The following is a 25,496-nucleotide window of genomic DNA, read 5'->3' on the forward strand; positions in this document are numbered from 1 at the left end:
CAGCGGCACCTCGGGTCAGCTGAACATCAGGGCGATGCGGTAGGTGGCGAACGCGGCCAGGTAGCCCAGCGCGAACAGGTAGAGCGTGGAGGCGGCCATCACCTTCCAGGAATTGGTCTCGCGGCGGATCACCGCCATCGTCGAGATGCACTGCGGCGCGAACACGTACCACGCCAGCAGCGCCAGCGCGGTGGCCAGCGACCACTGCGAGGCGATCATCGGCGCGAGCTGGCTGGCCACGGCGTCGTCGCTGCCCGACAGCGCATAGACGGTGGCCAGCGCGCCCACGGCAACCTCGCGCGCGGCCAGGCCCGGCACCAGCGCGATGCAGATCTGCCAGTTGAAGCCCACCGGCGCGAACACGTGCTCCAGCGCGCGCCCGATGATGCCGGCGAAGCTGTAGTCGATGGCCGGCGCGGTGGCGCCGTCCGGCGGCGACGGGAAGGTGGCCAGGAACCACAGCAGCACCGTCAGCGTCAGGATCACCTTGCCTACGCGCGACAGGAAGATGCGCGCGCGCTCCCACAGCCCGATGGCGATGTCGCGCGGGTTGGGGATGCGGTACGACGGCAGCTCCATCAGCAGCGGATGGTCGGTGCGGTCGCGGCGGAAGTACTTCAGCACGTAGGCCACCACCAGCGCGCTGACGATGCCCGCCACGTACAGCGCGAACAGCACCAGCCCCTGCAGGTTGAACAGCCCGGCCACCGTGCGCGCCGGGATGAAGGCGCCGATCAGCAGCGCGTACACCGGCAGGCGCGCCGAGCAGGTCATCAGCGGCGCCACCAGGATGGTGGTGATGCGGTCGCGCGGGTCCTGGATGGTGCGCGTGGCCATGATGCCGGGAATCGCGCAGGCGAAGCTCGACAGCAGCGGGATGAAGGAGCGCCCGGACAGGCCCGCGCCCATCATCAGGCGGTCCAGCAGGAAGGCCGCGCGCGGCAGGTAGCCCGATTCCTCGAGCGTCAGGATGAACAGGAACAGGATCAGGATCTGCGGCAGGAACACGATCACGCTGCCCAGGCCGGCGATCAGGCCGTCCACCAGCAGGCTGCGCAGCATGCCCTCGGGCAGGTGGCTGCCGACCAGCTCGCCGAACCAGTGCACGGCGGCCTCGATGCCGTCCATCACCGGCGCGGCCCACGAGAACACCGCCTGGAACATCAGGAACAGCAGCACGGCCAGGATCGCCAGGCCGAACACCGGATGCAGCACGATGCGGTCGAGCCGGTCGTCGATCGCCGCGGTGCGCGCCGGCATGGTGACGGCGGCTTCCAGCAGGCGCTTGACCTCATGGTGCACGTCCAGGTCCGAGGGCGGCGCGTCGGTGGCCGGCGGCGCGTCGGGCAGGGCCGCGTCGAGCGCCGCCAGCAGGCTGGCCGCGCCGTCGCGCCTGACCGCGATGGTCTCCACCACCGGCATGCCGAGCGCGGCGGCGAGCTTGTCGCGGTCGATATGGATGCCGCGCCGTTCGGCGGCGTCGCTCATGTTGAGCACCAGCACCATCGGCAGGCCCAGGCGGCGCAGCTCCAGCACGAAGCGCAGGTGCAGGCGCAGGTTGGTGGCGTCCACCACCGACACCAGCAGGTCCGGGCGCGGCTCGCCCGGGCGCTGGCCCAGGCAGACGTCGCGCGTGATGGCCTCGTCGAGGCTGGCCGCGTGCAGGCTGTAGGCGCCCGGCAGGTCCAGCACGCGCACCTGGCGGCCGGCCGGCGAGACGAAATGGCCTTCCTTGCGCTCGACGGTGACGCCGGCATAGTTGGCCACCTTCTGGCGGCTGCCGGTCAGGCGGTTGAACAGCGCGGTCTTGCCGCAGTTGGGGTTGCCCACCAGCGCCACGCGCAAGGCGGGACGCTGGGCGGCGGAGGTCGGGGATGCGGCGGACATGTTCTTGGCAGGGGCCGCGCTTCAGGCGGCGGTGCGTTTGGCGGCGGGCGCGTCGGGCTGCGCGGCCGGCGTGATGCTGGATACGGAAGCGCTCACGGCCTCCACGGTGATGCGCGCCGCTTCCGAGCGGCGCAGCGCGAACCGGGTGAAGCCGACCTGGGCCACCAGGGGGTCCATGCCGAACGGTCCCAGCGCGATGACCTGCACGGCTTCGCCGGGCACGAAGCCGAGCTCGCGCAGGCGCCGCGCAACGGGATCGCTGGAGGAGGTGTCATCGACCGAGACAATGACAGCGGCAGTGCGCCGCGGAAGTTCAGACAACCGCATGAGGCTTCCAGTCCGTTGGCGCGAGGCACGGCACGCGGTCGGCAAACTCACGCCAGGGTACGTAAATGAAAATCGTTCCCATTGTAGCCGCTTTTGCCTGGGGACGTCCGGTTTTCGCCGTGCCGCCAGCGTGCTGACGGCGGGGCCGGACAAGGCTCTGCGCCAGGCTCCGGCGGCGAAGGCGCAACAGCATAGCGTGCCCCGGCATAGAATGCGAGTCGACACATGCCGCCGTCATGGCATGGCCGCCGCGCCCGGCGCCCGCGGGGCCGGCTTTCCCATCCGCAAGACAAGCAAATACGGAGTCAAGAGACATGATCCTCGAAATCGCCCAGTTCCAGATCAAGGCCGGCTCGGAGTCGGCCTTCGAAGCCGCCGTGGCCAAGGCCGCGCCGCTGTTCCGGCGCGCCCGCGGCTGCCACGGCCTGCGCCTGCTCCGTTCGATCGAGAACCCGTCGCGCTTCACGCTCGAAGTGAAGTGGGAGACGGTCGAGAACCACATGGTGGATTTCCGCGAGTCCGAAGACTTCGCCGAATGGCGCAAGCTGGTCGGCGAGCACTTCGCCTCCGCGCCCGACGTGGGGCACGTCAGCATCGCGGTCGAAGGCTTCTGAGCGGCGGGGGCCGCCCGCCGCCCGCGCCCCCTCCCAGATGGGGGGAGGGGAATAACGCATTTGCGTTATTGGTTGAGGCCGGTGCAGGCGGTAAGCTGGCCTCACGCTGAACACCCCGTTCCACGCGTACTTGACAATGCTGCCTGCCGGTAAAGCAGGCGGCATTTTTCTTTCCGGGGTGGCGTTCACCCCGCCCTGACCATCTCCAGGAAGCGCTCGCGCGCCGGATCTTCCACCGCGCCCTTCCAGGCGCAGTACACCTCCGACGGCACCGTGGCCTCGGCCAGCGGCAGGAACACCGCCCCCGCCATCGCCGAGCGCTGCAGCGCCGCCGGCACCACCGCCACGCCGGTGCCCTGCGAGACCAGCGACACCACCGACAGCCAGTGCCGCACCTCGTGCCGGATCTGCGGGTAGAAGCCCTGCGCCGCGCACATCTCGAAGATGCGGTTGTAGTAGTCCGGCGAGACCTTGCGGGAAAACAGCACGAACGGCTCGCCGCGCAGCGCGGCCAGCGCCACGCTCGGCTGGCCGGCCAGCGCATGGTCGGCCGGCACGCAGCACAGGAACGGCTCGCTGTGGACCAGCGCCGTGGCCAGCTCGTCGGGCACGCGGTTGGTGTGGATGAAGCCGGCGTCGAGCCGGTCGTGCAGCAGCGCGTCGATCTGTTCCTGCGAGTTGAGTTCGGTCAGCGTCACCTGGATGCCGGGGTAGCCGGCCTGGAACTCGCGCAGGCGCTGCGGCAGCCCGCGGTACAGCATCGAGCCGACGAAGCCGATGCGCAGCCGGCCGATGGCGCCGGCCTCGATCTCGCGGGCCTGCTGGCGGGCGTCCTCGGCCTGCGCCAGCAGCGCGCCGGCCGCCTCGCGGAAGGCGCGCCCGGCCGCGGTCAGGCGCACGCCGCGGCTGTCGCGCTCGAACAGGCGGGCGCCCACCGACGCCTCCAGTTGCTGGATGTTGAGCGACAGCGGCGGCTGCGAGATCGACAGGCGGCGGGCGGCCCGGCCGAAATGCAGCTCTTCGGCCAGCACGAGGAAGTAGCGCAGGTGACGGAATTCCATGTCGATACAAAAAATATATGGATCAAGCCAATTTTAGAATTAGACACGAATCGACGCGCTTTGAATAATGCAGGCAAGGCATCCGTCCCGCGCCAGTGTGGCGGATTGCCGCAGCGCCCCGTCCTGGAACGACAGGAAGCCAGAAAGGGCTGCGAAAAGCACAAATACAAGCAACAGAGACAACCAACGCCCGCTACCGCAATACCGCCGGCCCGCATGCAGCCCCGCTGCCAGCGCGGCCCGGCGCCGCCGGCGCGTGCCGGCCAACACAGGAGATCCCTCATGCAGACCAGCGCTGCGCGCCAGCCGGCCGCTTCCGTTTCCGCCTCCGCTTCCGCTTCCGTTGCGACCCCGGCCACCCCGGCCCATCCGGTGCCCGACCAGCAGGGCGTGAACCTGTTCGCCAGCGACCCGGACCTGCGCGCGCTGCTGCCGCTGTACCTGCCGCCCGACCTGTTCGCCCACCTGCTGCCGCACCTGGACCGCATGGGCGCGCTGGCCGGCGGCGTGCTGGACCGGCTGGCGCACACCGCCGACCACAACAAGCCCGTGCTGTCGCACCGCACCCGCACCGGGCTGGACGCGCAGGCCATCGACAAGCATCCGGCCTACGTGGAGTTGGAGCGCGTGGCGTTTTCCGAGTTCGGTCTCGCCGCGGCCTCGCACCGCGGCGGCGTGCTCGGCTGGGACAAGCCGATGCCGGCGGCGGCCAAGTACGCGCTGACCTACCTGTTCGTGCAGGCCGAGTTCGGGCTGTGCTGCCCGCTCTCGATGACCGACTCGCTCACGCGCACGCTGCGCAAGTTCGGCGACCCGGCGCTGGTCGCGCGCTACCTGCCCAACCTGACCACCCAGGTCTTCGAGGACCTGTACCAGGGCGCCATGTTCATGACCGAGCAGGGCGCCGGCTCCGACGTGGCCGCCACCACCGCGCGCGCCGTGCGCGACGCGCGGGCCGAAGGCGGCTGGCGCCTGTCGGGCGACAAGTGGTTCTGCTCCAACCCGGACGCCGCGCTGGCGATGGTGCTGGCGCGCGTGGAAGACGAGCACGGCAATGCCGCGCCCGGCATCAAGGGCGTGTCGCTGTTCCTGCTGCCGCGCACGCTGGCCGACGGCAGCGCCAACCAGTACCGCATCATCCGCCTCAAGGACAAGCTCGGCACGCGCTCGATGGCCAGCGGCGAGATCCGCCTCGAAGGCGCGCAGGCGCACCTGGTCGGCGAGCTCGGCCGCGGTTTCGTGCAGATGGCCGACATGATCAACAACTCGCGCCTGTCCAACGGCGTGCGCGCCGCCGGCCTGATGCGCCGCGCGCTGTCCGAAGGCCAGTTCATCGCGCGCGAGCGCCGCGCGTTCGGCAAGCGCCTGGTCGACATGCCGCTGATGCGCCGCCAGTTGCTCAAGCTCGCGCTGCCCACCGAGCAGGCCCGCACGATGGTGTTCCAGACCGCCGAGGCGCTGCGCCGCGCCGACGCCGGCGAGGCAGGCGCCTACGCGCTGATGCGCGTGCTCACGCCGCTGATCAAGTTCCGCGCCTGCCGCGACGCGCGCAAAGTCACCGGCGACGCGATGGAGATCCGCGGCGGCTGCGGCTACATCGAGGAATGGAGCGACCCGCGCCTGGTGCGCGACGCCCACCTCGGCTCGATCTGGGAAGGCACCAGCAACATCGTCGCGCTCGACGTGCTGCGCGCGATCCGCCGCGAAGGCGCGCTGCCGGTGCTGCAGGCCCATCTGGACGGCCTGCTGCGCGACACGCCGCTGCACCCGGGCGCGCGCGCCGCGTTCGACGCCGCGCTCGGCCGCGCCGTGGCGCTGGCCGCGCGCGCCGCCGAGGCCGGCGCCGACGGCGACGTGCTGGCGCGCCAGGCCGCCTCCGCGCTGTACCACGTGACCAGTGCCGTGGCGATGGCATGGGAAGCCGGCCGCATCGGCTCCGAGCGCCGCATGCGCCTGGCCCAGCTCGTGCTGGTGCACCGCGTGCTGCCGCAGGACCCGCTGGCCGGCGAGGCCGAGCCCGACTGGCTGGCCGACACCGTGGCGCCGCCGGCCGACGGCACCGTGCGCGCCGCCGCCGCGGTCGACCACATCAACCTGTTCTGAACACACCGCGGAAAAAAGAGATCACCCGTTGCGTGCTCCCCTCTCCCGCCCGCGGGAGAGGGGCCGGGGGAGAGGGCCAGCGCAAGCCATGCCGCAGTCCCCAAAGCACCACGAACCGTAGCACCGCAGCACCGCAGCACCGCAACACCAGCAAGCCCCCGCGGCTGCGCCCACCCGGCGCCCGCGCACTCCGTTCGGGCGCACCTCGCCCGGCGGAAGACGACTGACAACAGGAGACCACCATGACCCTCTGGCAACGCCTTGCCGCCGTCGCCGCGTGCACCCTGTGCGTGGGCATCGCCCCCGCGCTGGCGCAGAAAGACTACCCCTCCAAGCCGATCATGATGATCGTGACCTACCCGCCCGGCGGCCCCACCGACGTGATGGCGCGCACGCTGGCCGCGGCGCTCAAGACCAGCCTCGGCCAGACCGTGGTGGTGGAGAACCGCGCCGGCGCCGGCGGCAACATCGGCGCCGAGGCGGTGGCGCGCGCCGAGCCGGACGGCTACACGCTGATGTTCGGCACCTCGGCCCCGCTGGCCATCAACGTCAGCCTCTACCGCAAGATCAACTACGACCCGGTCAAGAGCTTCGCCCCGGTGATCCAGATCGGGCAGCTGCCCAACGTGCTGGTGGTCAGCCCCACGGTGCCGGCCAGGACCGTGGGCGAACTGGTCGCCTACGGCAAGGCGCACCCGGGCGAGCTGACCTATGCCTCGTCCGGCAACGGCGCCTCCTCGCACCTCGCTGGCGTGCTGTTCAACAACCTGGCCGGCACCGACTTTCGCCACATCCCCTACAAGGGCACCGGCCCCGCGCTCAACGACCTGCTCGGCGGCCAGGTCAGCATGACCTTCACCGACGTGCTGACCGCGCTGCCGTTCATCAAGGGCGGCAAGGTGCGCGTGCTCGGCGTGACCACCAAGGGCCGCTCGCAGGCGCTGCCCGACGTGCCCACCGTGGCCGAGCAGGGCGTGCCCGGCTTCGACGTCTCGGTGTTCTTCGGCGTGGTGGCGCCGGCCGGCACGCCGCCGGCGGTCATCGCCAGGCTGAACCAGGCCTTCGCCGACGCGCTCAGGCAGCCCGAGGTGCGCAAGACGCTGCAGGCCCAGGGCCTGGAGTTCCCGCCGTCGACCACGCCCGAGCAGCTGGGCGGCTTCGTCAAGGCGGAAGTCGCCAAGTGGCGCGGCGTGGTGCAGAAATCGGGCGCGCAGCTCGACTGACGCGGACGGCCTGCCGCGCGATGCCGCCGATGGCCGATCATCGCGCAGCATTACGGCGGCAACCCGCGCCGGCCGGTCAGGGAAGGGCCAATCGGCGGTAGTATCGACCTCCGTCCGCCGGGCGCCGCGCTTGCGCCGCGGCGCGCCCCTTCCTTTTTTCGTATCCGCAACGCCATGAACGATCTTCGCACCGCCACGCCCGCCAACGCGCCCGTCAACGAATTCGCCGGCGAGCCCCCCGGCACGCTGTTCGGCCTGACCATGCCGATGTCGCGCGTGTTCGGCCTGCGCGGCGTGCAGATCGACGCGCGCGAGGCGCGCGTGAGCATGCCCTACCACCCGGACCACACCAACAGCCGCGGCGAAGTCCACGGCGGCGCCATCGCCACGCTGCTCGACTGCGTGCTGTCGTGCGCCGCGCGCGGCCACGACCCGCGCAACTACGGCGTGGCCACCATCGACCTGACCGTGCACTTCACCGCGCCCGGCCGCGGCGAGCTGACCGGCATCGCCTGGTGCGAGCGGCGCGGCCGCGCGATGTGCTTCGCGCGCGGCGAGATCCGCAACGAGCAGGGCGAACTGCTGGCGCTGGCCACCGGCACCTTCAAGCTGGTGGAGCGCGTGCCCGCCAAATAACCGGACACCGCCTCGCCGCGCCGCCGGCGAGGCCACTTCCCAAGCCATTCCCGCCATGAACGGAGCCCCCTGATGAGCCAATCCCCGAGCCAACCCCCTGCATCGCCCGGCGCGCTCGCCGGCATCCGCGTGGTCGATCTCTCGCGCATCCTCGGCGGTCCGTTCTGCGGACAGATCCTCGGCGACCACGGCGCCGACGTGCTCAAGATCGAGCCGCCGCAAGGCGACGATACCCGCACCTGGGGCCCCCCGTTCAAGGACGGCGTGGCCTCGTACTACTTCGGCCTCAATCGCAACAAGCGCGTGATGCGGCTGGACCTGACCACCGAGGCCGACCGCGAAGTCCTGCTCGCCCTGCTGGCCGACGCCGACGTACTGGTGGAGAACTTCAAGACCGGCACGCTGGAGAAATGGGGCCTGGGCTACGACGCGCTGTGCGCGCGCTTCCCGCGCCTGGTGCATTGCCGCGTGTCCGGCTTCGGCGCCGACGGCCCGCTCGGCGGCCTGCCCGGCTACGACGCCGCGATCCAGGCGATGGCCGGCATCATGAGCATCAACGGCGAAGCCGGCGGCGACCCGCTGCGCGTGGGTTTGCCGGTGGTGGACATGGTCACGGGCCTGAACGCCGCGCTCGGCGTGCTGCTGGCGCTGCAGGAACGCGAGCGCAGCGGCCGCGGCCAGTTCGTCGAGGCCGCGCTGTACGACTCGGGCCTGTCGCTGCTGCACCCGCATGCCGCCAACTGGTTCATGAACGGCAAGGAGCCGGCGCGCACCGGCAACGCGCACCCGAACATCTATCCCTACGACACCGTGGCCACCGCCACCGACCCGATCTTCCTCGCGGTTGGCAACGACCGCCAGTTCCGCATCCTGTGCGAGCACCTCGGCATCGCCGAATATGCCGACGACGAACGCTTCGCCACCGCGGGCGCGCGCTCGGTCAACCGCTCGGCGCTGAAGGTCGAGCTGGAGTCGCGCATGGCCAGGCTGGACGGCAAGGTCCTGGCCGACACGCTGGTAGCCGCCGGCGTGCCGTGCGCGCCGGTGCTGTCGGTGGCGGATGCCTTGCAGCATCCGCATACCGCGCACCGCGGGATGGTGGTGGAGATGGCGGGGGGGTATAAGGGGCTGGGGGCGCCTGTGAAGCTTAGCCGCACGCCGGCGACGTATCGGTTTGCGCCGTTGGCGGAAGGGGAGAGGTTTTTGCCGGTGGTGGCGGCGAATGATGGGGAATAAGGGGGTTTCTTTTGGGGGAATTTACGGTCAAAGGCTTTAAAGGATTAACTTCAAAGTCAAAGGCTTAAAGTCAAAGTCAAAGGCTTTCGCTCCTCCGGAGCGACCTACTTTCTTTTGTCCGAAAAGAAAGTAGGCCAAGAAAGCGGACTGCCTGGCCGGCAGGGGCAGAGCCGAACAGTGTTGCTTGGGTTGGTGGTTTCGTGGTGGGGTTTGTGGTTCTGCTGGGATTCTGCCGGTACCGGTTTTGGCGGCCACTGTCTCTCGGGTGGTGTTCGATTCGTGGTGGCGCTGCATGATGGCGGAGGTCCAGGCCCTTCGGGCTGCTGCCGCGACCGGGGCGGATGCACACGGCATAGGGACGGTGCTGGATTCGTGGTGGGCGCGGTGGCTCCCGTTTGAACTCGGTGCGAGATTCTGAGACGCGCCAGAGAGCGCTCATCGAAACCCAACACACCCGCGCCGGGTCCACCACGCCCACCACGAAAACACGAGGATGCTATGTCGTGGCGGCCCAAGCCGGTAACGGCAGATGCCCGAACAAGCAGTGCATTCGTCATCATAGGTCTGACCGCGAAACCAATACCGCCAGCCAGATCGTGGCCAGCCGAACCGGTAACGGCAGGATGCCAGCAGAACCACCGCCCCCACCACGAAACCACCAACAAGAGAAATCCCAACGTTTCTGCCCCTGCCGGCCAGGCAGCCCGCTTTCTTTGCCTACTTTCTTTTCGGGGAAAAGAAAGTAGGTCGCTCCGGGGGAGCGAAAGCCTTTGACTTTAAGCTTTTGAATTTGACTTTGAAGTTAAAACCTTCGACTTTAAAGTCGAAAACCAAAATACCAAAAACTACGGCACCATCCCCGTCAAAACATAAGCCTGCACCATCGTAATCCCCCCCACGATCACCGCGAACAGCAGGCTGTGCTTCACCGTGAAGCGGAACAGTTCCGACTCCTTGCCCACCAGCCCGGTGGCCGCGCAGGCCACCGCGATCGACTGTGGCGAGATCATCTTGCCGGTCACGCCGCCCGTGGTGTTGGCCGCCACCAGCAGCGTGTCGGACACGCCGATCTGGTGCGCGGTGGTGCTCTGCAACGAGCAGAACAGCGCGTTGGACGAGGTGTCCGAGCCGGTCAGGAACACGCCCAGCCAGCCCAGGAACGGCGAGAAGAACGGGAACGCGGCGCCGGTGCCGGCCAGCAGCAGCGCCAGCGTGGACGACATGCCCGAATAGTTGGTGACGAACGCGAAGGCCAGCACCAGCCCGATCGACAGGATCGGGCGGCGCAGTTCCGCCACGGTCTCGCCGAAGGTGGCCAGCGCGTCGCGCGGTTTCATGCGCAGCAGCACGGCGGAGATCAGCGCGGTCAGCAGGATGGCGGTGCCCACGGCGGACAGCAGGTCGAGCTTCAGCACCGCTTCGTAGGCCTTGGGCTGCGCCACGATGGGCGCGGCCTTGATGACCAACTGGTCCAGCGCCGGCACCTTGAACTTGAGCACCGATCCGGCCAGCGCGCCGTTGCCGGCGAACAGCGCCTTGAACGACGGCAGGCTCCACACCGTGACGATGGCCGTCAGGATGCCGAACGGCGCCCACGCGCGCAGCGTCTGCGCGGTGGTGTAGGGCGAGGCGCGGCGGTTATCGCCCGCCACCTTGCCGAGGCCGCCCGCGGCCAGCCCGCCGCCCACGCGCGCCAGCGCCGCCGCGCCGCCGCCGCCCACGGCCAGCGCGCCGCCGGCGCGCTGGCTGGCGCTGCGCGGCTGCCAGACCTTCAGGAACAGCGTCAGCGAGATCAGGCTCACCAGCGCCGAGGTGATGTCCGGCAGTTCCGGCCCGATGTGGTTGGAGGTGAAGTACTGCGTCACCGAGAAGCTGGCGCCCGTCACCAGCGCCGCCGGCCAGGTCTCCTTCACGCCGCGCTTGCCGTCCATGATGAACACCAGCCAGAACGGCACCGCCAGCGACAGCAGCGGCAGTTGCCGGCCCGCCATCGCGCCGATGCGCATGGCGTCGATGCCCGTTACCTGCCCCGCCACGATGATGGGGATGCCCATCGCGCCGAACGCCACCGGCGCGGTGTTGGCGATCAGGCACAGCCCCGCCGCGTAGAGCGGGTTGAAGCCCAGCCCGACCAGCAGCGCCGCGGTGATCGCCACCGGCGCGCCGAAGCCCGCCGCGCCTTCGAGGAAGGCGCCGAACGCGAAGCCGATCAGCAGCATCTGCAGGCGCTGGTCGTCGGTGATGGCCAGCACCGAGGCGCGGATGATGTCGAACTGCCCGGTCTTGACCACGATCTTGTAGAGGAACACCGCGGTCACGATGATCCACGCGATCGGCCACAGGCCGTAGGCAAAGCCGAACCCGGCCGCGGCCAGCGCCTGCGGCACCGGCATGCCGTAGGCCAGCACGGCCACGCCCAGCGCCAGCAGCAGCGTGATCGCCGCGGCCACGTGGCCCTTCATGCGCAGCACGGCCAGCGCGAGGAAAAAGAACAGGATGGGCAGCGCCGCCGCGAGCGCGGACAGCCACAAGCTGCCCAGCGGCGTGTAGATCTGGGTCCAGGGTTGCATGGTCGGGTCTCCTCCGATGGATGCGTTTGAAATGAACTTGAAGGGGGCGCCTTCTTGCGTGGTTTTGGTTTGTGTTTTGTGTTTTTCTTGTGGGCTTGTGGGCTTGTGGGCTGCAGGAGCGGTCCCGTCGCTGCGGGTTTGCTCCCCTCTCCCACTGCGTGGGAGAGGGGAGCAAACCGAGGGCAGGCCCAAAAGGCCGCGCCTACTCCGCCTGCCCCCGCTCGCGCAGCAGGTCCGACAGGCTGCGCGGCGCCGGCGTCAGCGGCGCGCGGTGCCTGGTCCAGCCCAGTTGCCGCGACGGCGCGAACGCGCGCAGCCGCGTCGCGGCCCAGCGGAACACGCGGTACGTGAACGGATGCGCGAACGCGCCGCTCCAGAAGCGCCACACCAGGTGCTCGCTGCGGCTGAACTTCGCGCCCTGGCCGCGCAGCGGGTGCGCGACCTGCTCGGCGGGATCGCGGTTGGCCTCGGTGCGCAGGCGGATCAGCAACTGCGGGATCGGGATGCGCACCGGGCACACCTCGCCGCACGCGCCGCACAGGCTCGACGCGGTGGCCAGGTCGGCGGTGGCTTCGAGCCCCAGCAGGTGCGGCGAGATGATCTTGCCGATCGGCCCCGGGTAGGTGGTGCCGTAGGCATGGCCGCCGATGCGCGTGTACACCGGGCAGTGGTTCATGCACGCGCCGCAGCGGATGCACTGCAGGGTGGCGCGCAGCTGCTCGTCGGCGTAGGCCTGGCTGCGGCCGTTGTCGAGCAGCACGAGGTGGACCTCGCGCGGGCCGTCGCGCTCGCCGCGGCCGGCGTTGCGCGGGCCGGAGATCAGGTTGAAGTAGGTGGTGATGGCCTGGCCGGTGGCCGAGCGCGTCAGCAGGCTGGCCAGCGGCACGATGTGCTCGAGCTTGGCCACCACCTTTTCCATGCCCATGATGGCGATGTGCACGTCCGGCACGGTGGTGGAGAGGCGGCCGTTGCCCTCGTTCTCCACCAGCCACAGCGTGCCGGTGTCGGCGGCGGCGAAGTTCACGCCGGACAGGCCGATGTCGGCCTCGACGAAGGCCTGGCGCAGCGCACGGCGGCCGGTCTGGATCAGCTCGTCCACGTCCTCGGTGTAGGGCGTGTCGGGGATGTGCTGCTCGAACAGCGCAGCGATGTCGCCGCGCGTCTTGTGGATGGCCGGCATCACGATGTGCGAGGGCTTCTCGCCGGCGAGCTGCACGATGTACTCGCCCATGTCGGACTCGATGCAGTCGATGCCGCGCTCGGCCAGGTAGTGGTTGAGCTCGATTTCCTCGCTGGCCATCGACTTGCCCTTGATCACGCGGCGCGCGCGGTGCGCCTGCGCGATGCCGTGGACGATGGCGTTGGCCTGCTCCGCGGTCTCGGCCCAGTGCACCTGCACGCCGGCTGCGGTGAGCTTGTCTTCCAGTTGCGCCAGCAGGTCCGGCAGGCGCGAGAGCGCATGCTGGCGGATCGCCTCGCCGAGGTCGCGCAACTGTTCGAGTTCGTCGCCGTCGGGGAACTGCACGGCGCGCTTGGCCTGCAGGAAGTCCATCGCGCCGCGGAAGCTGCTGCGCAGCTTGGGGTCGTCCAGCGCGGCGCGCGCGCGCGCCTTGAAGTCGGCCGCGGGGACGAAGTGCAGCGGGGCGGCGGCGGGTGCGCCGGAGGTGGCGTGCGTGCTCATCGTGCGTCTGCGCTGGCGGCGCGCGTCACGATGACCACCCACAGCGCGCGCGGGCCATGCGCGCCGTAGGCCAGCGTCTGCTGGATGTCGGAGGTCTTGGACGGGCCGGACACCAGCACCAGGTTGGTCGGCATGCCGTCGCGCCAGCGCTCGGCGCGCGCGGCGGCGTGCAGGTCCGCGTGCAGGGTGTCGGCGTACACCAGCGCCACGTGCAGCGGCGGCACCAGCGAGACCGTGCGCGGCGTGCGCGCGTCCGGCGCCAGGATCAGCGTGCCGGTGGCGGCGATGCCGGAGCGCGCCACGGTGAAGCCGGCGTCCACGGTGTCGAACAGTTCGGCCTTCCAGTCTTCGATGGGGCGGTCGTAGGCGAGCGCGGCCACGCCGGCGGGCAGCGCCTGCGCCAGCGCCGCGCCTTCCGCGCCGGCCGGGTCCAGCAGCAGGCGGCGCACGCCGGCGGCGGCGAGCCTGTGGGCCAGTTGCGCCGGCCAGGCGTCGCCGCTCGCGCACCAGACCTGCGTGTGCGCGGCGTCCAGCGCGGCCTGCATGGCCTGCGCCAGGCCGGCCGGCGTGGCCGGCGCGCGGCGGTTGTCGAAATGCGCGTCGATGCGCGCGTCCAGCGCATCGACGGCGGCGGCGGCGGCGGCCGGCGCGGCGGCGCGCAGGCGGCCCAGCATGCGCTCGCGTGCGGAGAGTGCGCTCATGCCGGCTCTCCGTTGCCGCCGGTGCGCCGCCACAGGAAGCTGGCCAGGTGCTCCACCGGCAGCGGCGCGCCCTGGTGCCGCGCGGCGTGGCCGATGTTGAGCAGGCAGCCGCAGTCGGCGCAGACCAGCCGGTCGCAGCCGGTGGCGCAGGCCGAGGCGATCTTGTCCTGCACCATCGCGCCGGAGATGTCGGGATGCTTGAGCGAGAAGGTGCCGCCGAAGCCGCAGCATTCGGATTCGCGCGCGTGCTCGGCGCGCGTCACGCCGGGCAGCGCGTCGACCAGGGCCACGCCGTGCTGGCGCGTGCCCATTTCGCGGCGCGCCGCGCACGAGGTGTGCAGCACCACGGTTTCGTCGGGCTGGGCGGACACGGTGGCGTCGAAGCGCACCTTCAGCACGTGCAGCAGGAATTCGCTCAGCTCGTAGACGCGCTCGGCCAGCGCGCGTGCCTTGGGGCCGGCCACCGGGTCGTCGGCGAACAGCAGCGGCCAGTGGTGGCGCATCATGCCGGCGCACGAGCCGGAAGGCACGACGACCGGCCACGGCTCGGCGAACAGGTCGAGCTGCGCCAGCGCTACCTTGCGCGCCTGCTCCGGGTTGCCGCTGCTGTAGGCCGGCTGGCCGCAGCAGCTTTGCCCGCGCGGGAAATGCACGGTCAGGCCTTCGCGCTCGAGCAGGCGCACCGCGTCCAGGCCGGCTTGCGGCACGAACAGGTCGACCAGGCAGGTGGCGAACAGGTAGGCCTGCGCCGGGGCGGCGGCGGCGGGGGGATAGCGCCTTGGATTCATGTCTCGCTCCGTGGGGGGCGGTCGCCTGGCCATCAGGTCCGCCACTGTTTGGCGCATAATTCCGCGAGACGCGCCGCAGTTCAAATTGGTTGGACCAGCGGCGGGCGGGATGACACGGGGACGAGGATGGCGGGGGGCATGCAGGCGCGCGGGCGCGTGGAACAGGTCATGCGGAAAATGGAGACGGCGCTGCTCGACGGCACCTGGCCGGCCGGCACCCGGCTGCCCGCCGAACGGCTGCTCGCCGCGCAATACGGCGTGGCCCGCAACACCATCCGCGAGGCCATCCAGCGCCTCGGCGCGCGCGGCCTGCTGCAGAGCCGCCGCGGCGCCGGCGTGTTCGTCACCGAGCAGCTGCGCGCGGGCATCGCCTCGCCGTGGCGGCAACTGGTGGCCGACCACCCGGTGCTGCGCGACGACATCCTGGAGTTCCGCCGCGTGCTCGAAGGCGCCACCGCCTACTTCGCCGCGCTGCGCGCCGATCCGGCCGACCTCAAGCGCATCCGCGCGCTGCTGCGCGCGCTGGAGACCTCGCGCGAGCGGGACGACAAGGCCGCCGAGGCCGAGGCCGACGCGAAGCTGCACGAAGCCATCGCCCAGGCCTCGCACAACACCATGTTCCTGCATCTGCACACCAGCGTGATCGGCATGCTGCGCGAACACATCACCATCAACGGCACCGGCCTGCGCGTGCAGGACGAGGGCGCCTCGGCGCTATTGCTGCTGCAGCACCGCACGCTGTGCGAAGCCATCCTCGCGCGCCGCCCGGAGGAAGCGCGCACGGCCATGCAGACGCATATCGATTTCGTGCGCAGCCGGGTGGAAGCGGAAGCGGAAGGCGGGCCGGCGGGGCCTTGACCGGCGCCGGCGGCCGGATTGGTCCGACCTGGCGCGCGCCGGCCTCAGATCAGTTCTTTCGCCGCCAGTTCGCGCTTGAGATAGGCATAGAAGATCGGCCCGGCGATCACGCCGGCGATGCCGTAGACCGACTCCATCAGCAGCATCACCGTCAGCAGCTCCCACGCGGCGGCGTTGATGCGCGCGCCGATGATGCGCGCGTTGAGGAAGTATTCGAGCTTGTGGATCACCACCAGGTAGACCAGCGAGGCGACCGCGATCGGCAGCGAGATCGACAGCGACGCCACCACGATGCCCGCGTTCGAGATCAGGTTGCCCAGCACCGGCAGCAGCCCCACCAGGAAGGTCAGCGCCACCAGCGTCTTGGTCAGCGGCAGGTGCACGCCGCACAGCGGCAGCACCACCAGCAGGTAGATCGCGGTCAGCACGGTGTTGATCAGCGAGATCTTGATCTGGGCGAAGATGAACTGCGCGAAGGCCCGCTGCAGGTTGCGCGCGCGTTCCACCAGCGCGGCGGCCAGCGGCCTGCGGTTGGGCTTGGCGATGGCGCGGTACAGCGCCACCATCGCGCCGATCACCAGGCCGATCAGGATATGCGCCAGCGTGCGCAGCACCTCCGCGCCGAACTTCTGCGCCATCTGCGCGTGCTCGCGCAGCCACGCGATCAGCGCGTTGGCCAGTTCGTCCACGCCGCGCGGCAGCGCGTCGCTGACCCAGCCCGGCAACTGCGCGCGCGATTTGTCGATGATGTCGGCGGAGCGGATCAGCAGCGTGTCCAGCCGGTTGCCGTCGCCGCCGACGAAGCGGATCAGCGCCCAGCCGCCGAGCGTCAGCACCAGCAGCGTGATGGCGGACAGCAGCGCCACGGCCAGCGCGTCATGCTTCTGGTGCAGGCCGGCGAGCCTCGGCGCCAGCACGTCCACCAGCGAATACAGCAGCAGCCCGGCCAGCAGCGCCGCGACCAGGTTGGCCTGCATCACCACCCACAGGGCCAGGGCGGTGAGGACGTAGGCGGCCAGGCCGACGTTGAACCACGCTGCCTCCGGCAAGCGGGGCAGGCGTGGCGGATCGGGTTGATTCATCGAGACTCCTGCATGGACGGCCGCCCCACGCTGGCGGCCGGCATCTGTGGATGGTACGGCGCTCGATTGTCGGTCCCGCAGGCGGCTAAGGCAAGCGCGCCCGTGCGCGCAAAGGCGGGCGCGGCGGCGGGCCGGGCAATTTCCGGGGCAGCGGCGCGGCGGGAAGATGCAGGAGGAGGTGGGAAGAGGGCGGGAAGAGGGCAGGAAGCGGGCAGGAAGCGGCGGGGGAAGGGCGCCGGGGAGCGGCCGGCGGGCGCGGGCCTAGTTCGCGCCGCCGCGCAGCGCCGCCGAGGGCAGCTCGCCGAACATGCGGCGGTAGTCCTGGGCGAACTGCGAGAGATGGTGGAAGCCCCAGGCCGCGGCCACGTCGGAGACGGTGCGCTGCCCGGCGCCCGCGCGCAGGTCGCGGCGCACGCCGTTCAGGCGCAGCGCGCGCAGGTAGGCCGCCGGCGACATGCCGGCCACGTCCTCGAAGCAGTATTGCAGCGCGCGGCGGCTCAGGTGGAAGTGCCGGCACAGGTCGGGCACGGCGATGGGGTCCGCGGCGTGGGCCAGCAGGTAGTCGCGGATGCGCTGCACGGTGCGCTGGCGGTTGATGTGCGTGATGGTGGGGCGCGCGGCGCTGTCGTTCGCGGCCATCAGCAGGGTGACGAGGCTGCCCAGCAGGCGCTCCTGCAGGTCGCCGCAGGCCTGGGCGGCCTCGCTGGCGTCGGCGGTGGCGATGCCGTCCGGCGGGGCGTGGCGCGCGGCCTCGGACAGGATCTCCAGCAGCGCGCGGCACAGCCGGGCGCGCGCCCACGGCTGCACCGACAGCACCGCGCGCTGGCCCAGCACGCTGGCGGGGTCGCGGTGTTCCACCTCGTCCATGTAGCGCGCCAGTTCCTCGGCCCGCACCACGATGCCGAAGATGCCGAAATCCTCGGGCGTGCGCAGCTCGAATTCCGTGCCGCCGGGCCGCACCGCGATGTCGGTATGCGCGATGGCGGTGCCGCCCACGGTGGCCGGCGCCTGCGCGGAGGGCAGCGGCACGCCGAACCAGATCGCATCGGGCCAGGCCATGCAGGACTGGCGCAGGCTGCGGTTGGTGCGCTCGACGAACACCTGCGCATGCGGCAGCCACAGTTCGCGCACCTCGCCGGCGAAGGCGCCCGGCGAAAGCTGGTCGTAGGTCTGGTTCCAGCGCGACAGGTTGGCGGCGTGCTCGTCGGCGTCGCGCGCGGCGGTGACGCGGAAGGTGGCGAGGGCTGCGGGCGGGATGTCGCGGGTGGCGTTCATGGCGAAGATTTGGGTACGCAGGACGATCCTGAACGTTGCAAGTTCCATTCCACCGGGGGTGCCGCGCCTGCCGGCCGCCGCATGCCACATCCGCGATGGTGCCGATTCGCAATGGTGCCGATTTTCGATAACGCTGCCCGCGCGCTTTTGGCGATGATGCCGGAAACGCCGCGGCCGGGGCAACGATCCGCCGCCGGCACACCGTCCGGAGAAACCCTAGCCATGTCCAGCCAGCCCCCGCACCCGCCGTCCCCGGCCAGCCCCCCGCACCCGGCCGGCGGCGGCACGCTCACCCGGACGCTCGGCACCGTGCAGCTGTGGGGCATCGCCGTGGGGCTGGTGATCTCGGGCGAATACTTCGGCTGGAGCTTCGGCTGGGCCAGCGCCGGCACGCTGGGCTTCATGGTCACGGCGCTGGCGGTGGCCACCATGTACGCCACCTTCATCTTCAGCTTCACCGAGCTGACCACCAGCATCCCGCACGCGGGCGGGCCGTGCGCCTATGCCTACCGCGCGTTCGGCCCCGGCGCCGGCTACCTCGCCGGGCTGGCCACGCTGATCGAGTTCGTGTTCGCGCCGCCGGCCATCGCGCTGGCCATCGGCGCCTACCTCAATGTGCAGTTCCCGGGGCTCGATCCCAAGCATGCCGCGGTCGGCGCCTATATTGTGTTCATGGGCCTCAACATCATCGGCGTGCGCATTGCCGCCACCTTCGAGCTGGTGGTGACGCTGTTCGCCATCTTCGAGCTGCTGGTCTTCATGGGCGTGGTGGCGCCGGGCTTCTCGGTGGCCAATTTCGCCCGCGGCGGCTGGGCCGGGCAGGACGGCTTCTCGCTGGCGGCGGTGCCCGGCATGTTCGCCGCGATCCCGTTCGCGATCTGGTTCTTCCTCGCCATCGAGGGCGTGGCGATGGCGGCGGAAGAGGCGCGCGACCCGCGCCGCTCGATCCCGATCGCCTACACCACCGGCATCCTCACGCTGCTGGCGCTGGCCGTGGGCGTGATGGTGTTCGCCGGCGGCGCCGGCGACTGGACCCGGCTGGCCAACATCAACGACCCGCTGCCGCAGGCCATGAAGATGATCGTGGGCGAGCACTCGGGCTGGCTGCACATGCTGGTGTGGCTGGGCCTGTTCGGGCTGGTGGCGTCGTTCCACGGCATCATCCTGGGCTACTCGCGGCAGATCTTCGCGCTGGCGCGCGCCGGCTTCCTGCCGGGCTGGCTGGCGCGCGTGCATCCGCGCTTCGCCACGCCGCACCGCGCCGTGCTGGCCGGCGGCGTGGTGGGCATCCTCGCCATCTACAGCGACGGCCTGATCGTCATCGGCGGCCAGCCGCTGACCGCCAACATCGTCACCATGTCGGTGTTCGGCGCGCTCACCATGTACCTGTTCAGCATGGCCAGCCTGTTCCGCCTGCGCCGCAGCGCGCCGGACATGGCGCGGCCCTGGCGCACGCCGTGCTATCCGGTCTTCCCGCTCGTCGCGCTGGCCGGCGCGCTGGTCTCGCTCGGCGCGATGGTCTGGTTCAATCCGCTGATCGCGCTGCTGTATGCCGGCGTGCTGGCCGTGGGCTACGCGCACTACCACTGGCGCGCGCGCCACCAGGTGGCGCACGGCGACCTCGCCGGCGGCGCGCCCGCGCAGGTGCCCGCCGCCGACTGAGATACCGTCATGGCCTTCACCCACACCGTCGGCGCGCGCCGCCACCTGTTCGCCGACCTCAAGACGCTGCTGGCCAAGGCCAGCCCGGCGCGCTCGGGCGACTACCTGGCCGGCGTGGCCGCCGCCAGCGAGGAGGAGCGCATGGCCGCGCGCATGGCGCTGGCCGAGGTGCCGCTCGCGCATTTCCTGCGCGAAGCGCTGGTGCCGTATGAGGACGACGAGGTCACGCGCCTGATCCTCGACCGGCACGACCGCGAGGCCTTCCGCGAGATCGCCGCGCTGACCGTGGGCGACTTCCGCAACTGGCTGCTGCTGCACGAGACCGACAGCGCCACCCTGGCGCGCGTGGCGCCCGGCATCACGCCCGAGATGGCGGCGGCGGCGAGCAAGCTCATGCGCAACCAGGACCTGGTGGCGGTGGCGCGCAAGTGCCGCGTGGTCACGCGCTTTCGCAACACCATCGGCCTGCCCGGCCGGCTCTCGGTGCGGCTGCAGCCCAACCACCCGACCGACGATCCCAAGGGCATCGCCGCCTCGATGATCGACGGCCTGCTGTACGGTTGCGGCGACGCCACCATCGGCATCAACCCGGCCACCGACAACCTCGGCGCCATCGTCACGCTGCTGCGCCTGATCGACGACCTGCGCTGCCGCTACGACGTGCCCACGCAGTCGTGCGTGCTGACCCACGTCACCAACACCGTGCGCGCGATCGAGCAGGGCGCGCCGGTGGACCTGGTGTTCCAGTCCGTGGCCGGCAGCGAGCGCGCCAACGCCGGCTTCGGCATCGGCCTGGCGCTGCTGGCCGAGGCGCACGACGCCGCGCAGAGCCTGGCGCGCGGCACCGTGGGCAACAACGTGATGTATTTCGAGACCGGGCAGGGCAGCGCGCTGTCCGCCAACGCGCACCACGGCGTGGACCAGCAGACGATGGAGGCGCGCGCCTACGCGGTGGCGCGCGAGTTCTCGCCGCTGCTGGTCAACACCGTGGTGGGCTTCATCGGCCCCGAGTACCTGTACGACGGCAAGCAGATCATCCGCGCCGGGCTGGAAGACCATTTCTGCGGCAAGCTGCTCGGCGTGCCGATGGGCTGCGACGTCTGCTACACCAACCACGCCGAGGCCGACCAGGACGACATGGACACGCTGCTGACGCTGTTCGGCGTGGCCGGCATCAATTTCATCATGGGCGTGCCCGGCGCCGACGACATCATGCTGAACTACCAGAGCACCTCGTTCCACGACGCGCTCTACCTGCGCGACACGCTCGGCCTGCGGCCCGCGCCGGAGTTCGAGGACTGGCTGCGGCGCATGGGCATCCTCGGCGACGACGGCCGCCTGCTGGAGCCGGGCGAGCGGCAGCCGCTGCTGCAGCTGGCGCACGGACTGTGAGCCGCCCACCATGTCCCGCAAGCTGACCCAGCCCAACCCGTGGCAGCGCCTGCGCCAGTTCACCGCGGCGCGCATCGCGCTGGGCCGCGCCGGCAACAGCCAGACCACCGAGACCGTGCTCGCCTTCGGCCTGGCCCACGCGCAGGCGCGCGACGCCGTGCACCTGCCGCTGGCGCGCGCCGACATCGAGCAGGCGCTGGCCGCGGCTGGCTTCGCCAGCGTGCCCGTGCACAGCGCCGCGGCGGACCGCCAGCACTACCTGCGCCGGCCCGACCTGGGCCGCCGCCTCGACGACGACAGCCGCGCGCGGCTGGCGCAGGCGCGCCCCGCCGAGGCGCCCGACGTGGTGTTCGTGATCGCCGACGGCCTCTCCGCGCTGGCCGCCGGGCGCCACGGCGTGCCGCTGCTGCTGGCCGCGCGCGCGCGCCTGCCGGGCTGGTCCATCGGTCCGGTGGTGGTGGCCGAGCAGGCGCGCGTGGCGCTCGGCGACGAGGCCGGCCACCTGCTCGGCGCGCGCCAGGTGGTGATGCTGATCGGCGAGCGGCCGGGGCTGAGCTCGCCGGACAGCCTCGGCATCTATCTCACCCACGCGCCGCGCCCGGGCCGCAGCGACGCCGAGCGCAACTGTATCTCCAACGTGCGCCCCGAAGGGCTGCCCTACGCGCAGGCGGCGGACAAGCTCGCCTTCCTGCTGCGCGGCGCGCTGGCGCTCGGGCGCAGCGGCGTGGACCTGAAGGACGACAGCGGCGAGGTTGCGCTGCCGCCCTCTCCGCCAGACATCGCGCCAGACGCCGCGCCGGACGCCTTGCCCGCATCCGAGTGAACCCCCGCTCGACCAAGCCGCCGGCTCCGGCCGGCCGGCTTCGTGACGCCTTTTTTCCCGCTGCACCCACGACAACGAAAACGAGGAAATCGCCATGAAGCAAAAGCAAAAGAGCCTGCTGATCGCAACCCTGCTGGCCGCCGCGCTCGCCGCGGGCGGCTGCGCCACGCAAGACCCGCGCGCCGGCGCCCCCGCCGCGCAAGGCGCGGTGCAGCCGCTGGCGCAAGGCAGGTGGGACGCCTTCAACCGCGCCCGCATCGACGCGCTGATCGCCGCCCACGGCAAGGGCAGCCCCGGCTACGACGCGCGCAAGCCGCCCTACGCGGTGTTCGACTGGGACAACACCAGCATCTTCCTCGACATCGAGGAAGCGGTGCTGGTGTACCAGCTGCAGAACCTGCGCTTCGGCGCCACGCCGCAGCAGCTCGACACCGCCATCCGCCTGAACATCCCGCACAAGGCCTTCAACGCGCCGTTCAACAACGCCGCCGGCCAGCCGGTGGACATCGACAAGGTGGCGCCCGACATCATCGAGAGCTACACCTGGCTGTACCGGAACTACAGCGGCCTGAAGGGCAGCCAGTCGCTCGAGCAGGTCAAGGCCAGCCCGCACTACCAGAACTTCGTCGCCAAGATGCGCTACCTGTACGAAGCCATCGGCGACAGCTTCGACCACGCCGTGGCCTATCCGTGGGTGACCTACCACTTCGCCGGCATGACCGAGGCGCAGGTGCGCAGCCTGACCGCCGACACCGTCGCCTGGCAGCTCGGGCAGCCGATCGAGAAGGTCAGGTGGACCAGCCCCGCCGCGCTGCCCGGCCGCGCCGGCGTGGTCTCGGTGAGCTGGAAGAACGGCCTGCGGCTGGTGCCCGAGATGCAGGACCTCTACGCCCGCATGCGCGCGGCCGGCTTCGACGTCTGGGTGTGCTCGGCCTCGTTCGTCGACGTGGTCAAGGAGATTTCGTCCAATCCCGCCTACGGCTACAACAATCCCGCCGACCGCGTGCTGGCGATGGAGCTCGAGCGCGACGCGCAAGGCGTGATCCAGCCCGAGTTCCGCCGCGGCTACGCGCAGACGCAGGGCAAGGGCAAGACGCAGACCATCGAGCGCTTCCTGGTGTCGCGCTACGGCTACGGCCCGGTCTTCGTCGCCGGCGACAGCGAGGGCGACCAGAACATGATGCAGGACTTCGCCGACACCCGCGCCGTGCTGATCGTCAACCGCCTGCGCGCCAGCGACATCGGCAAGCTCTCCGGCGTGGCGGTGCAGACCTACGGCAAGGCGGATGCGAAGTACCTGCTGCAAGGCCGCGACGACAACGCCGGCGTGTTCGTGGCGTCGCAGGCGCATACGCCGCTGGGGGCGAAGGAAGGGAAGTTGCTGAAGTAGCGTTCCCCGACTTCGGCAGCGTGCTTCGTTCTCCACACGGGCCGCGCGAATTCGCGGCCCGCTTTTCTCTTATACCGTTTATCGGTAAGCGATATATAATTCCGCCATGATCCAGTCGTTCAAATGCGCAGACACGGCGGCGCTGTTCACCGGCCGGCGGGTACCCAGGTTCGCGAACATCAAGGCAGCGGCGGAACGCAAGCTGGAGATGCTGGCCGCTGCCGCTTCGCTCGACTTCCTGCGCTCGCCGCCCGGCAACCGGCTCGAAATGCTGGGCGGGCGCCGCAAGGGGCAGCACAGCATCCGCATCAACGATCAGTGGCGCGTCTGTTTTGTCTGGACGCCCGATGGCCCGGAGGCCGTCGAGATCGTGGACTATCACTGAAAGGAAATCATCATGGCCCGCTTCCAGAACGGCATGCGTCCGGTCCATCCGGGCGAGATCTTGCGCGAGGAGTTTCTCGTCCCGTTCGGCATGAGCGCCAACGCACTCGCCGTGGCGCTGCACGTCACCCCGGCGCGCATCAACGATATCGTGCGCGAGCGCCGCGGCATCACCCCCGACACTGCCCTGCGGCTGGCACAGTACTTCGGCGGCGATGCGGAATCCTGGCTCAATCTGCAGCAGTCCTATGACCTGAAGATCGCCCGGCGCGAACATGGCGGGGAGATCACGAGCGAGATTGCGCCACGCGATCTCGAACCGGTCTGACTGCGTGCCTGTCTCCGCTTTCACCCCAGATCGAACACCCGCCCCGGACTCAGAATCCCGTTCGGGTCCAGCGACCGCTTCAGCAGCCGCATCAGCGCCAGTTCCTCGGGCGAGCGCGAGCAGTGCAGGTAGGGCTTCTTGTGGAAGCCGACGCCGTGCTCGGCCGAGATGCTGCCGTGGAAATCCCGCACCACGCCGTAGGCCAGGTCGGTGATGTCGTGCTCGGGGAAGTCCGCGGCGTCCATGCCGGGCAGGCGCACGCCGAAGTGCAGGTTGCTGTCGCCGACGTGGCCGAAGTGCATCATCTCGGCGCCGGGCCACGCGGCCAGCACGCGCGCGCGCAGCGTCTCGGCGAACTCGCCGATGCGCCCGATCGGCACGCTGACGTCGAAGCCCACGCTGGGCGTCCACATGGTCGGGAACTCGGCCACCGCGTCGCGCAGCAGCCAGAAGCTCGCGGCTTCCTTGTGGCTGGCGGCGACCGCCGCGTCCTGGATCAGGCCCGCCTCCAGCGCCGACTCCAGCATGGCCTCGAAGACCGGCGCGTCCTGCGCGCTGTCGTTGCCCTGCAGGTCGAGCAGCACGTAGAACGGATGGCCGGCGGGCAGCGGCGCGCGCACGCCGGCCACGCGCGTGGTGACGAGCGCGTAGAAATCGGCCCACATCACTTCGAACGCGCTGAGGCGGCCCGAGAGCGCGCGCTGGGCATGGCGCAGCAGACGCACCACGTCCTCGTAGCCCGCGAGCGCGCACAGCGCGGTCTGGGTGGCGGCCGGCAGCGGCGCGAGGCGCAGCACCGCGCGCGTGATCACGCCGAGCGTGCCTTCGCTGCCGATGAAGAGCTGGCGCACGTCGTAGCCGGCATTGTTCTTCTGCATCTTGTTGAGCGAGGACACCACGGTGCCGTCGGCCAGCACCGCCTCCAGCCCCAGCACCTGGTCGCGCATCATGCCGTAGCGGATCACGCGGTTGCCGCCGGCGTTGGTGGCGATGTTGCCGCCGATCTGGCAACTGCCGCGCGCGCCGAGGTCCACCGCCAGCAGCCAGCCGGCTTCGCGCGCGGCGTCCTGCGCGGCCTGCAGCGTGGTGCCGGCCAGCACGGTCATGGTGCCGGCCTGCGCGTCGATCTCCTCCACGCCGCGCATGCGCTCGAGCGACAGCACCACCTCGCCGCCCTGCGGCGTGGCCGCGCCGGCCAGCCCGGTAAGCCCGCCCTGCGGCACCACCGGCTGGCCCAGGCGGTTGCACAGCGCCAGCACGGCGGCGACTTCGGCGGTGCCGCGCGGGCGCGCCACGGCCAGCGGCGGCGCGCCCAGCGGCGCGTACCAGTCCTTGCGGAAGCGCGTCTCGATGGCGTCGCCGGCCTGCAGGCCGGGGCCGTCCAGCAGGGCTGCCAGCGCCCCGAGGATGGCGCCGGGCGCCTTGCGTGCGGGATCGGAGTCGGTCATGTCGGCCTGATGGCGATGCGAAAGCCG

The 25,496-nt window shown here is 70.7% G+C and carries 22 protein-coding genes; 12 read left to right on the forward strand and 10 right to left on the reverse strand.

The annotated features are described in order from the left end of the window. Positions 1-15: 15 nt before the first annotated feature. Together feoB and ACWTPI_RS20365 are read right to left on the reverse strand one after the other, a co-directional pair. Positions 16-1,887 carry a ferrous iron transport protein B gene (gene feoB / locus ACWTPI_RS20360; protein ID WP_029044258.1) on the reverse strand — a complete coding sequence of 624 codons (1,872 nt, stop codon included), beginning with the start codon at positions 1,885-1,887 and terminating at the stop codon, positions 16-18. Between the two features lie 21 nt (positions 1,888-1,908). Next, positions 1,909-2,214, reverse strand: a complete 306-nt coding sequence (locus ACWTPI_RS20365; RefSeq protein ID WP_020206086.1) for a FeoA family protein — start codon at positions 2,212-2,214, stop codon at positions 1,909-1,911. A 314-nt stretch (positions 2,215-2,528) separates the two neighbouring features. Between ACWTPI_RS20365 and ACWTPI_RS20370 the strand changes: the two genes are divergently transcribed. Then, positions 2,529-2,828, forward strand: coding sequence for an antibiotic biosynthesis monooxygenase family protein (locus ACWTPI_RS20370; RefSeq protein WP_059412063.1), 300 nt, complete (start codon positions 2,529-2,531; stop codon positions 2,826-2,828). A gap of 185 nt (positions 2,829-3,013) precedes the next feature. Here the strand turns inward: ACWTPI_RS20370 and ACWTPI_RS20375 are convergent, their stop codons facing one another. Further along, the gene (locus ACWTPI_RS20375; RefSeq protein WP_454732543.1) at positions 3,014-3,889 is read right to left on the reverse strand and encodes a LysR substrate-binding domain-containing protein; all 876 of its coding nucleotides are present in this window, start codon (positions 3,887-3,889) and stop codon (positions 3,014-3,016) included. Positions 3,890-4,171: 282 nt separating this feature from the next. Here ACWTPI_RS20375 and ACWTPI_RS20380 point away from each other — a divergent pair, with 282 nt between their 5' ends. The 4 genes from ACWTPI_RS20380 to ACWTPI_RS20395 all read left to right on the forward strand — a co-directional run bounded on the left by ACWTPI_RS20380 (position 4,172) and on the right by ACWTPI_RS20395 (position 9,087). After that, positions 4,172-5,992: an acyl-CoA dehydrogenase family protein gene (locus ACWTPI_RS20380; RefSeq protein ID WP_454732544.1), complete on the forward strand. Its 1,821-nt coding sequence runs from the start codon at positions 4,172-4,174 to the stop codon at positions 5,990-5,992. A 242-nt stretch (positions 5,993-6,234) separates the two neighbouring features. Continuing rightward, positions 6,235-7,215, forward strand: a complete 981-nt coding sequence (locus tag ACWTPI_RS20385; protein ID WP_020206081.1) for a Bug family tripartite tricarboxylate transporter substrate binding protein — start codon at positions 6,235-6,237, stop codon at positions 7,213-7,215. Positions 7,216-7,389: 174 nt separating this feature from the next. Further along, on the forward strand, positions 7,390-7,851 hold the full coding sequence (locus ACWTPI_RS20390; protein WP_020206080.1) for a PaaI family thioesterase: 462 nt from the start codon (positions 7,390-7,392) through the stop codon (positions 7,849-7,851). Positions 7,852-7,923: 72 nt separating this feature from the next. Continuing rightward, positions 7,924-9,087, forward strand: coding sequence for a CaiB/BaiF CoA transferase family protein (locus ACWTPI_RS20395; RefSeq protein ID WP_029044257.1), 1,164 nt, complete (start codon positions 7,924-7,926; stop codon positions 9,085-9,087). 845 nt (positions 9,088-9,932) lie between these two features. Here ACWTPI_RS20395 and ACWTPI_RS20400 read toward each other — a convergent pair. From ACWTPI_RS20400 to ACWTPI_RS20415, 4 genes are all read right to left on the reverse strand, one after another. After that, entirely contained in the window at positions 9,933-11,657 is a 1,725-nt protein-coding gene (locus tag ACWTPI_RS20400) for a lactate permease LctP family transporter (RefSeq protein WP_454732545.1), read from the reverse strand. A gap of 202 nt (positions 11,658-11,859) precedes the next feature. After that, entirely contained in the window at positions 11,860-13,338 is a 1,479-nt protein-coding gene (locus ACWTPI_RS20405; RefSeq protein ID WP_020202417.1) for a LutB/LldF family L-lactate oxidation iron-sulfur protein, read from the reverse strand. Further along, positions 13,335-14,039, reverse strand: coding sequence for a LutC/YkgG family protein (locus ACWTPI_RS20410; protein ID WP_454732546.1), 705 nt, complete (start codon positions 14,037-14,039; stop codon positions 13,335-13,337). The genes ACWTPI_RS20405 and ACWTPI_RS20410 overlap by 4 nt, the downstream gene beginning before the upstream one ends. Continuing rightward, positions 14,036-14,827, reverse strand: a complete 792-nt coding sequence (locus ACWTPI_RS20415; protein WP_020202419.1) for a (Fe-S)-binding protein — start codon at positions 14,825-14,827, stop codon at positions 14,036-14,038. The genes ACWTPI_RS20410 and ACWTPI_RS20415 overlap by 4 nt, the downstream gene beginning before the upstream one ends. A gap of 168 nt (positions 14,828-14,995) precedes the next feature. Between ACWTPI_RS20415 and ACWTPI_RS20420 the strand changes: the two genes are divergently transcribed. Next, positions 14,996-15,685, forward strand: a complete 690-nt coding sequence (locus tag ACWTPI_RS20420) for a FadR/GntR family transcriptional regulator (protein WP_454732547.1) — start codon at positions 14,996-14,998, stop codon at positions 15,683-15,685. A 44-nt stretch (positions 15,686-15,729) separates the two neighbouring features. Here ACWTPI_RS20420 and ACWTPI_RS20425 read toward each other — a convergent pair whose 3' ends face one another. Then, positions 15,730-16,767, reverse strand: coding sequence for an AI-2E family transporter (locus ACWTPI_RS20425; RefSeq protein WP_029043473.1), 1,038 nt, complete (start codon positions 16,765-16,767; stop codon positions 15,730-15,732). A gap of 261 nt (positions 16,768-17,028) precedes the next feature. Beyond that, complete coding sequence (locus ACWTPI_RS20430) at positions 17,029-18,042, reverse strand: helix-turn-helix domain-containing protein (RefSeq protein ID WP_454732548.1); 1,014 nt, start codon at positions 18,040-18,042, stop codon at positions 17,029-17,031. A 222-nt stretch (positions 18,043-18,264) separates the two neighbouring features. Here ACWTPI_RS20430 and eat point away from each other — a divergent pair, with 222 nt between their 5' ends. The 6 genes from eat (at position 18,265) to ACWTPI_RS20460 (ending at position 24,021) form a co-directional block, all read left to right on the forward strand. Further along, complete coding sequence (gene eat, locus ACWTPI_RS20435; protein WP_454732549.1) at positions 18,265-19,704, forward strand: ethanolamine permease; 1,440 nt, start codon at positions 18,265-18,267, stop codon at positions 19,702-19,704. 9 nt (positions 19,705-19,713) lie between these two features. After that, positions 19,714-21,096, forward strand: coding sequence for an ethanolamine ammonia-lyase subunit EutB (locus ACWTPI_RS20440; RefSeq protein ID WP_454732550.1), 1,383 nt, complete (start codon positions 19,714-19,716; stop codon positions 21,094-21,096). Between the two features lie 10 nt (positions 21,097-21,106). Next, on the forward strand, positions 21,107-21,919 hold the full coding sequence (gene eutC, locus ACWTPI_RS20445) for an ethanolamine ammonia-lyase subunit EutC (protein WP_454732551.1): 813 nt from the start codon (positions 21,107-21,109) through the stop codon (positions 21,917-21,919). A 94-nt stretch (positions 21,920-22,013) separates the two neighbouring features. Next, the gene (locus ACWTPI_RS20450; RefSeq protein WP_454732552.1) at positions 22,014-23,309 is read left to right on the forward strand and encodes a haloacid dehalogenase-like hydrolase; all 1,296 of its coding nucleotides are present in this window, start codon (positions 22,014-22,016) and stop codon (positions 23,307-23,309) included. A 106-nt stretch (positions 23,310-23,415) separates the two neighbouring features. Next, on the forward strand, positions 23,416-23,694 hold the full coding sequence (locus ACWTPI_RS20455; protein WP_059412075.1) for a type II toxin-antitoxin system RelE/ParE family toxin: 279 nt from the start codon (positions 23,416-23,418) through the stop codon (positions 23,692-23,694). Between the two features lie 12 nt (positions 23,695-23,706). Next, positions 23,707-24,021: a HigA family addiction module antitoxin gene (locus tag ACWTPI_RS20460; RefSeq protein ID WP_059412076.1), complete on the forward strand. Its 315-nt coding sequence runs from the start codon at positions 23,707-23,709 to the stop codon at positions 24,019-24,021. Between the two features lie 20 nt (positions 24,022-24,041). Here the strand turns inward: ACWTPI_RS20460 and ACWTPI_RS20465 are convergent, their stop codons facing one another. Then, a complete protein-coding gene (locus tag ACWTPI_RS20465; RefSeq protein WP_059412077.1) occupies positions 24,042-25,469 on the reverse strand; it encodes an FAD-binding oxidoreductase in 1,428 nt (475 codons plus the stop codon). Positions 25,470-25,496: the final 27 nt, after the last annotated feature.

It is taken from the genome of Cupriavidus ulmosensis (genome assembly GCF_977008105.1).

What these genes read in the sequence shown, in the direction of transcription:
- feoB (WP_029044258.1), bottom strand. Translation starts at nt 1,887, where the DNA reads ATGTCCGCCGCATCCCCGACCTCCGCCGCCCAGCGTCCCGCCTTGCGC.
- ACWTPI_RS20365 (WP_020206086.1), bottom strand. Translation starts at nt 2,214, where the DNA reads ATGCGGTTGTCTGAACTTCCGCGGCGCACTGCCGCTGTCATTGTCTCG.
- ACWTPI_RS20370 (WP_059412063.1), top strand. Translation starts at nt 2,529, where the DNA reads ATGATCCTCGAAATCGCCCAGTTCCAGATCAAGGCCGGCTCGGAGTCG.
- ACWTPI_RS20375 (WP_454732543.1), bottom strand. Translation starts at nt 3,889, where the DNA reads ATGGAATTCCGTCACCTGCGCTACTTCCTCGTGCTGGCCGAAGAGCTG.
- ACWTPI_RS20380 (WP_454732544.1), top strand. Translation starts at nt 4,172, where the DNA reads ATGCAGACCAGCGCTGCGCGCCAGCCGGCCGCTTCCGTTTCCGCCTCC.
- ACWTPI_RS20385 (WP_020206081.1), top strand. Translation starts at nt 6,235, where the DNA reads ATGACCCTCTGGCAACGCCTTGCCGCCGTCGCCGCGTGCACCCTGTGC.
- ACWTPI_RS20390 (WP_020206080.1), top strand. Translation starts at nt 7,390, where the DNA reads ATGAACGATCTTCGCACCGCCACGCCCGCCAACGCGCCCGTCAACGAA.
- ACWTPI_RS20395 (WP_029044257.1), top strand. Translation starts at nt 7,924, where the DNA reads ATGAGCCAATCCCCGAGCCAACCCCCTGCATCGCCCGGCGCGCTCGCC.
- ACWTPI_RS20400 (WP_454732545.1), bottom strand. Translation starts at nt 11,657, where the DNA reads ATGCAACCCTGGACCCAGATCTACACGCCGCTGGGCAGCTTGTGGCTG.
- ACWTPI_RS20405 (WP_020202417.1), bottom strand. Translation starts at nt 13,338, where the DNA reads ATGAGCACGCACGCCACCTCCGGCGCACCCGCCGCCGCCCCGCTGCAC.
- ACWTPI_RS20410 (WP_454732546.1), bottom strand. Translation starts at nt 14,039, where the DNA reads ATGAGCGCACTCTCCGCACGCGAGCGCATGCTGGGCCGCCTGCGCGCC.
- ACWTPI_RS20415 (WP_020202419.1), bottom strand. Translation starts at nt 14,827, where the DNA reads ATGAATCCAAGGCGCTATCCCCCCGCCGCCGCCGCCCCGGCGCAGGCC.
- ACWTPI_RS20420 (WP_454732547.1), top strand. Translation starts at nt 14,996, where the DNA reads ATGCGGAAAATGGAGACGGCGCTGCTCGACGGCACCTGGCCGGCCGGC.
- ACWTPI_RS20425 (WP_029043473.1), bottom strand. Translation starts at nt 16,767, where the DNA reads ATGAATCAACCCGATCCGCCACGCCTGCCCCGCTTGCCGGAGGCAGCG.
- ACWTPI_RS20430 (WP_454732548.1), bottom strand. Translation starts at nt 18,042, where the DNA reads ATGAACGCCACCCGCGACATCCCGCCCGCAGCCCTCGCCACCTTCCGC.
- eat (WP_454732549.1), top strand. Translation starts at nt 18,265, where the DNA reads ATGTCCAGCCAGCCCCCGCACCCGCCGTCCCCGGCCAGCCCCCCGCAC.
- ACWTPI_RS20440 (WP_454732550.1), top strand. Translation starts at nt 19,714, where the DNA reads ATGGCCTTCACCCACACCGTCGGCGCGCGCCGCCACCTGTTCGCCGAC.
- eutC (WP_454732551.1), top strand. Translation starts at nt 21,107, where the DNA reads ATGTCCCGCAAGCTGACCCAGCCCAACCCGTGGCAGCGCCTGCGCCAG.
- ACWTPI_RS20450 (WP_454732552.1), top strand. Translation starts at nt 22,014, where the DNA reads ATGAAGCAAAAGCAAAAGAGCCTGCTGATCGCAACCCTGCTGGCCGCC.
- ACWTPI_RS20455 (WP_059412075.1), top strand. Translation starts at nt 23,416, where the DNA reads ATGATCCAGTCGTTCAAATGCGCAGACACGGCGGCGCTGTTCACCGGC.
- ACWTPI_RS20460 (WP_059412076.1), top strand. Translation starts at nt 23,707, where the DNA reads ATGGCCCGCTTCCAGAACGGCATGCGTCCGGTCCATCCGGGCGAGATC.
- ACWTPI_RS20465 (WP_059412077.1), bottom strand. Translation starts at nt 25,469, where the DNA reads ATGACCGACTCCGATCCCGCACGCAAGGCGCCCGGCGCCATCCTCGGG.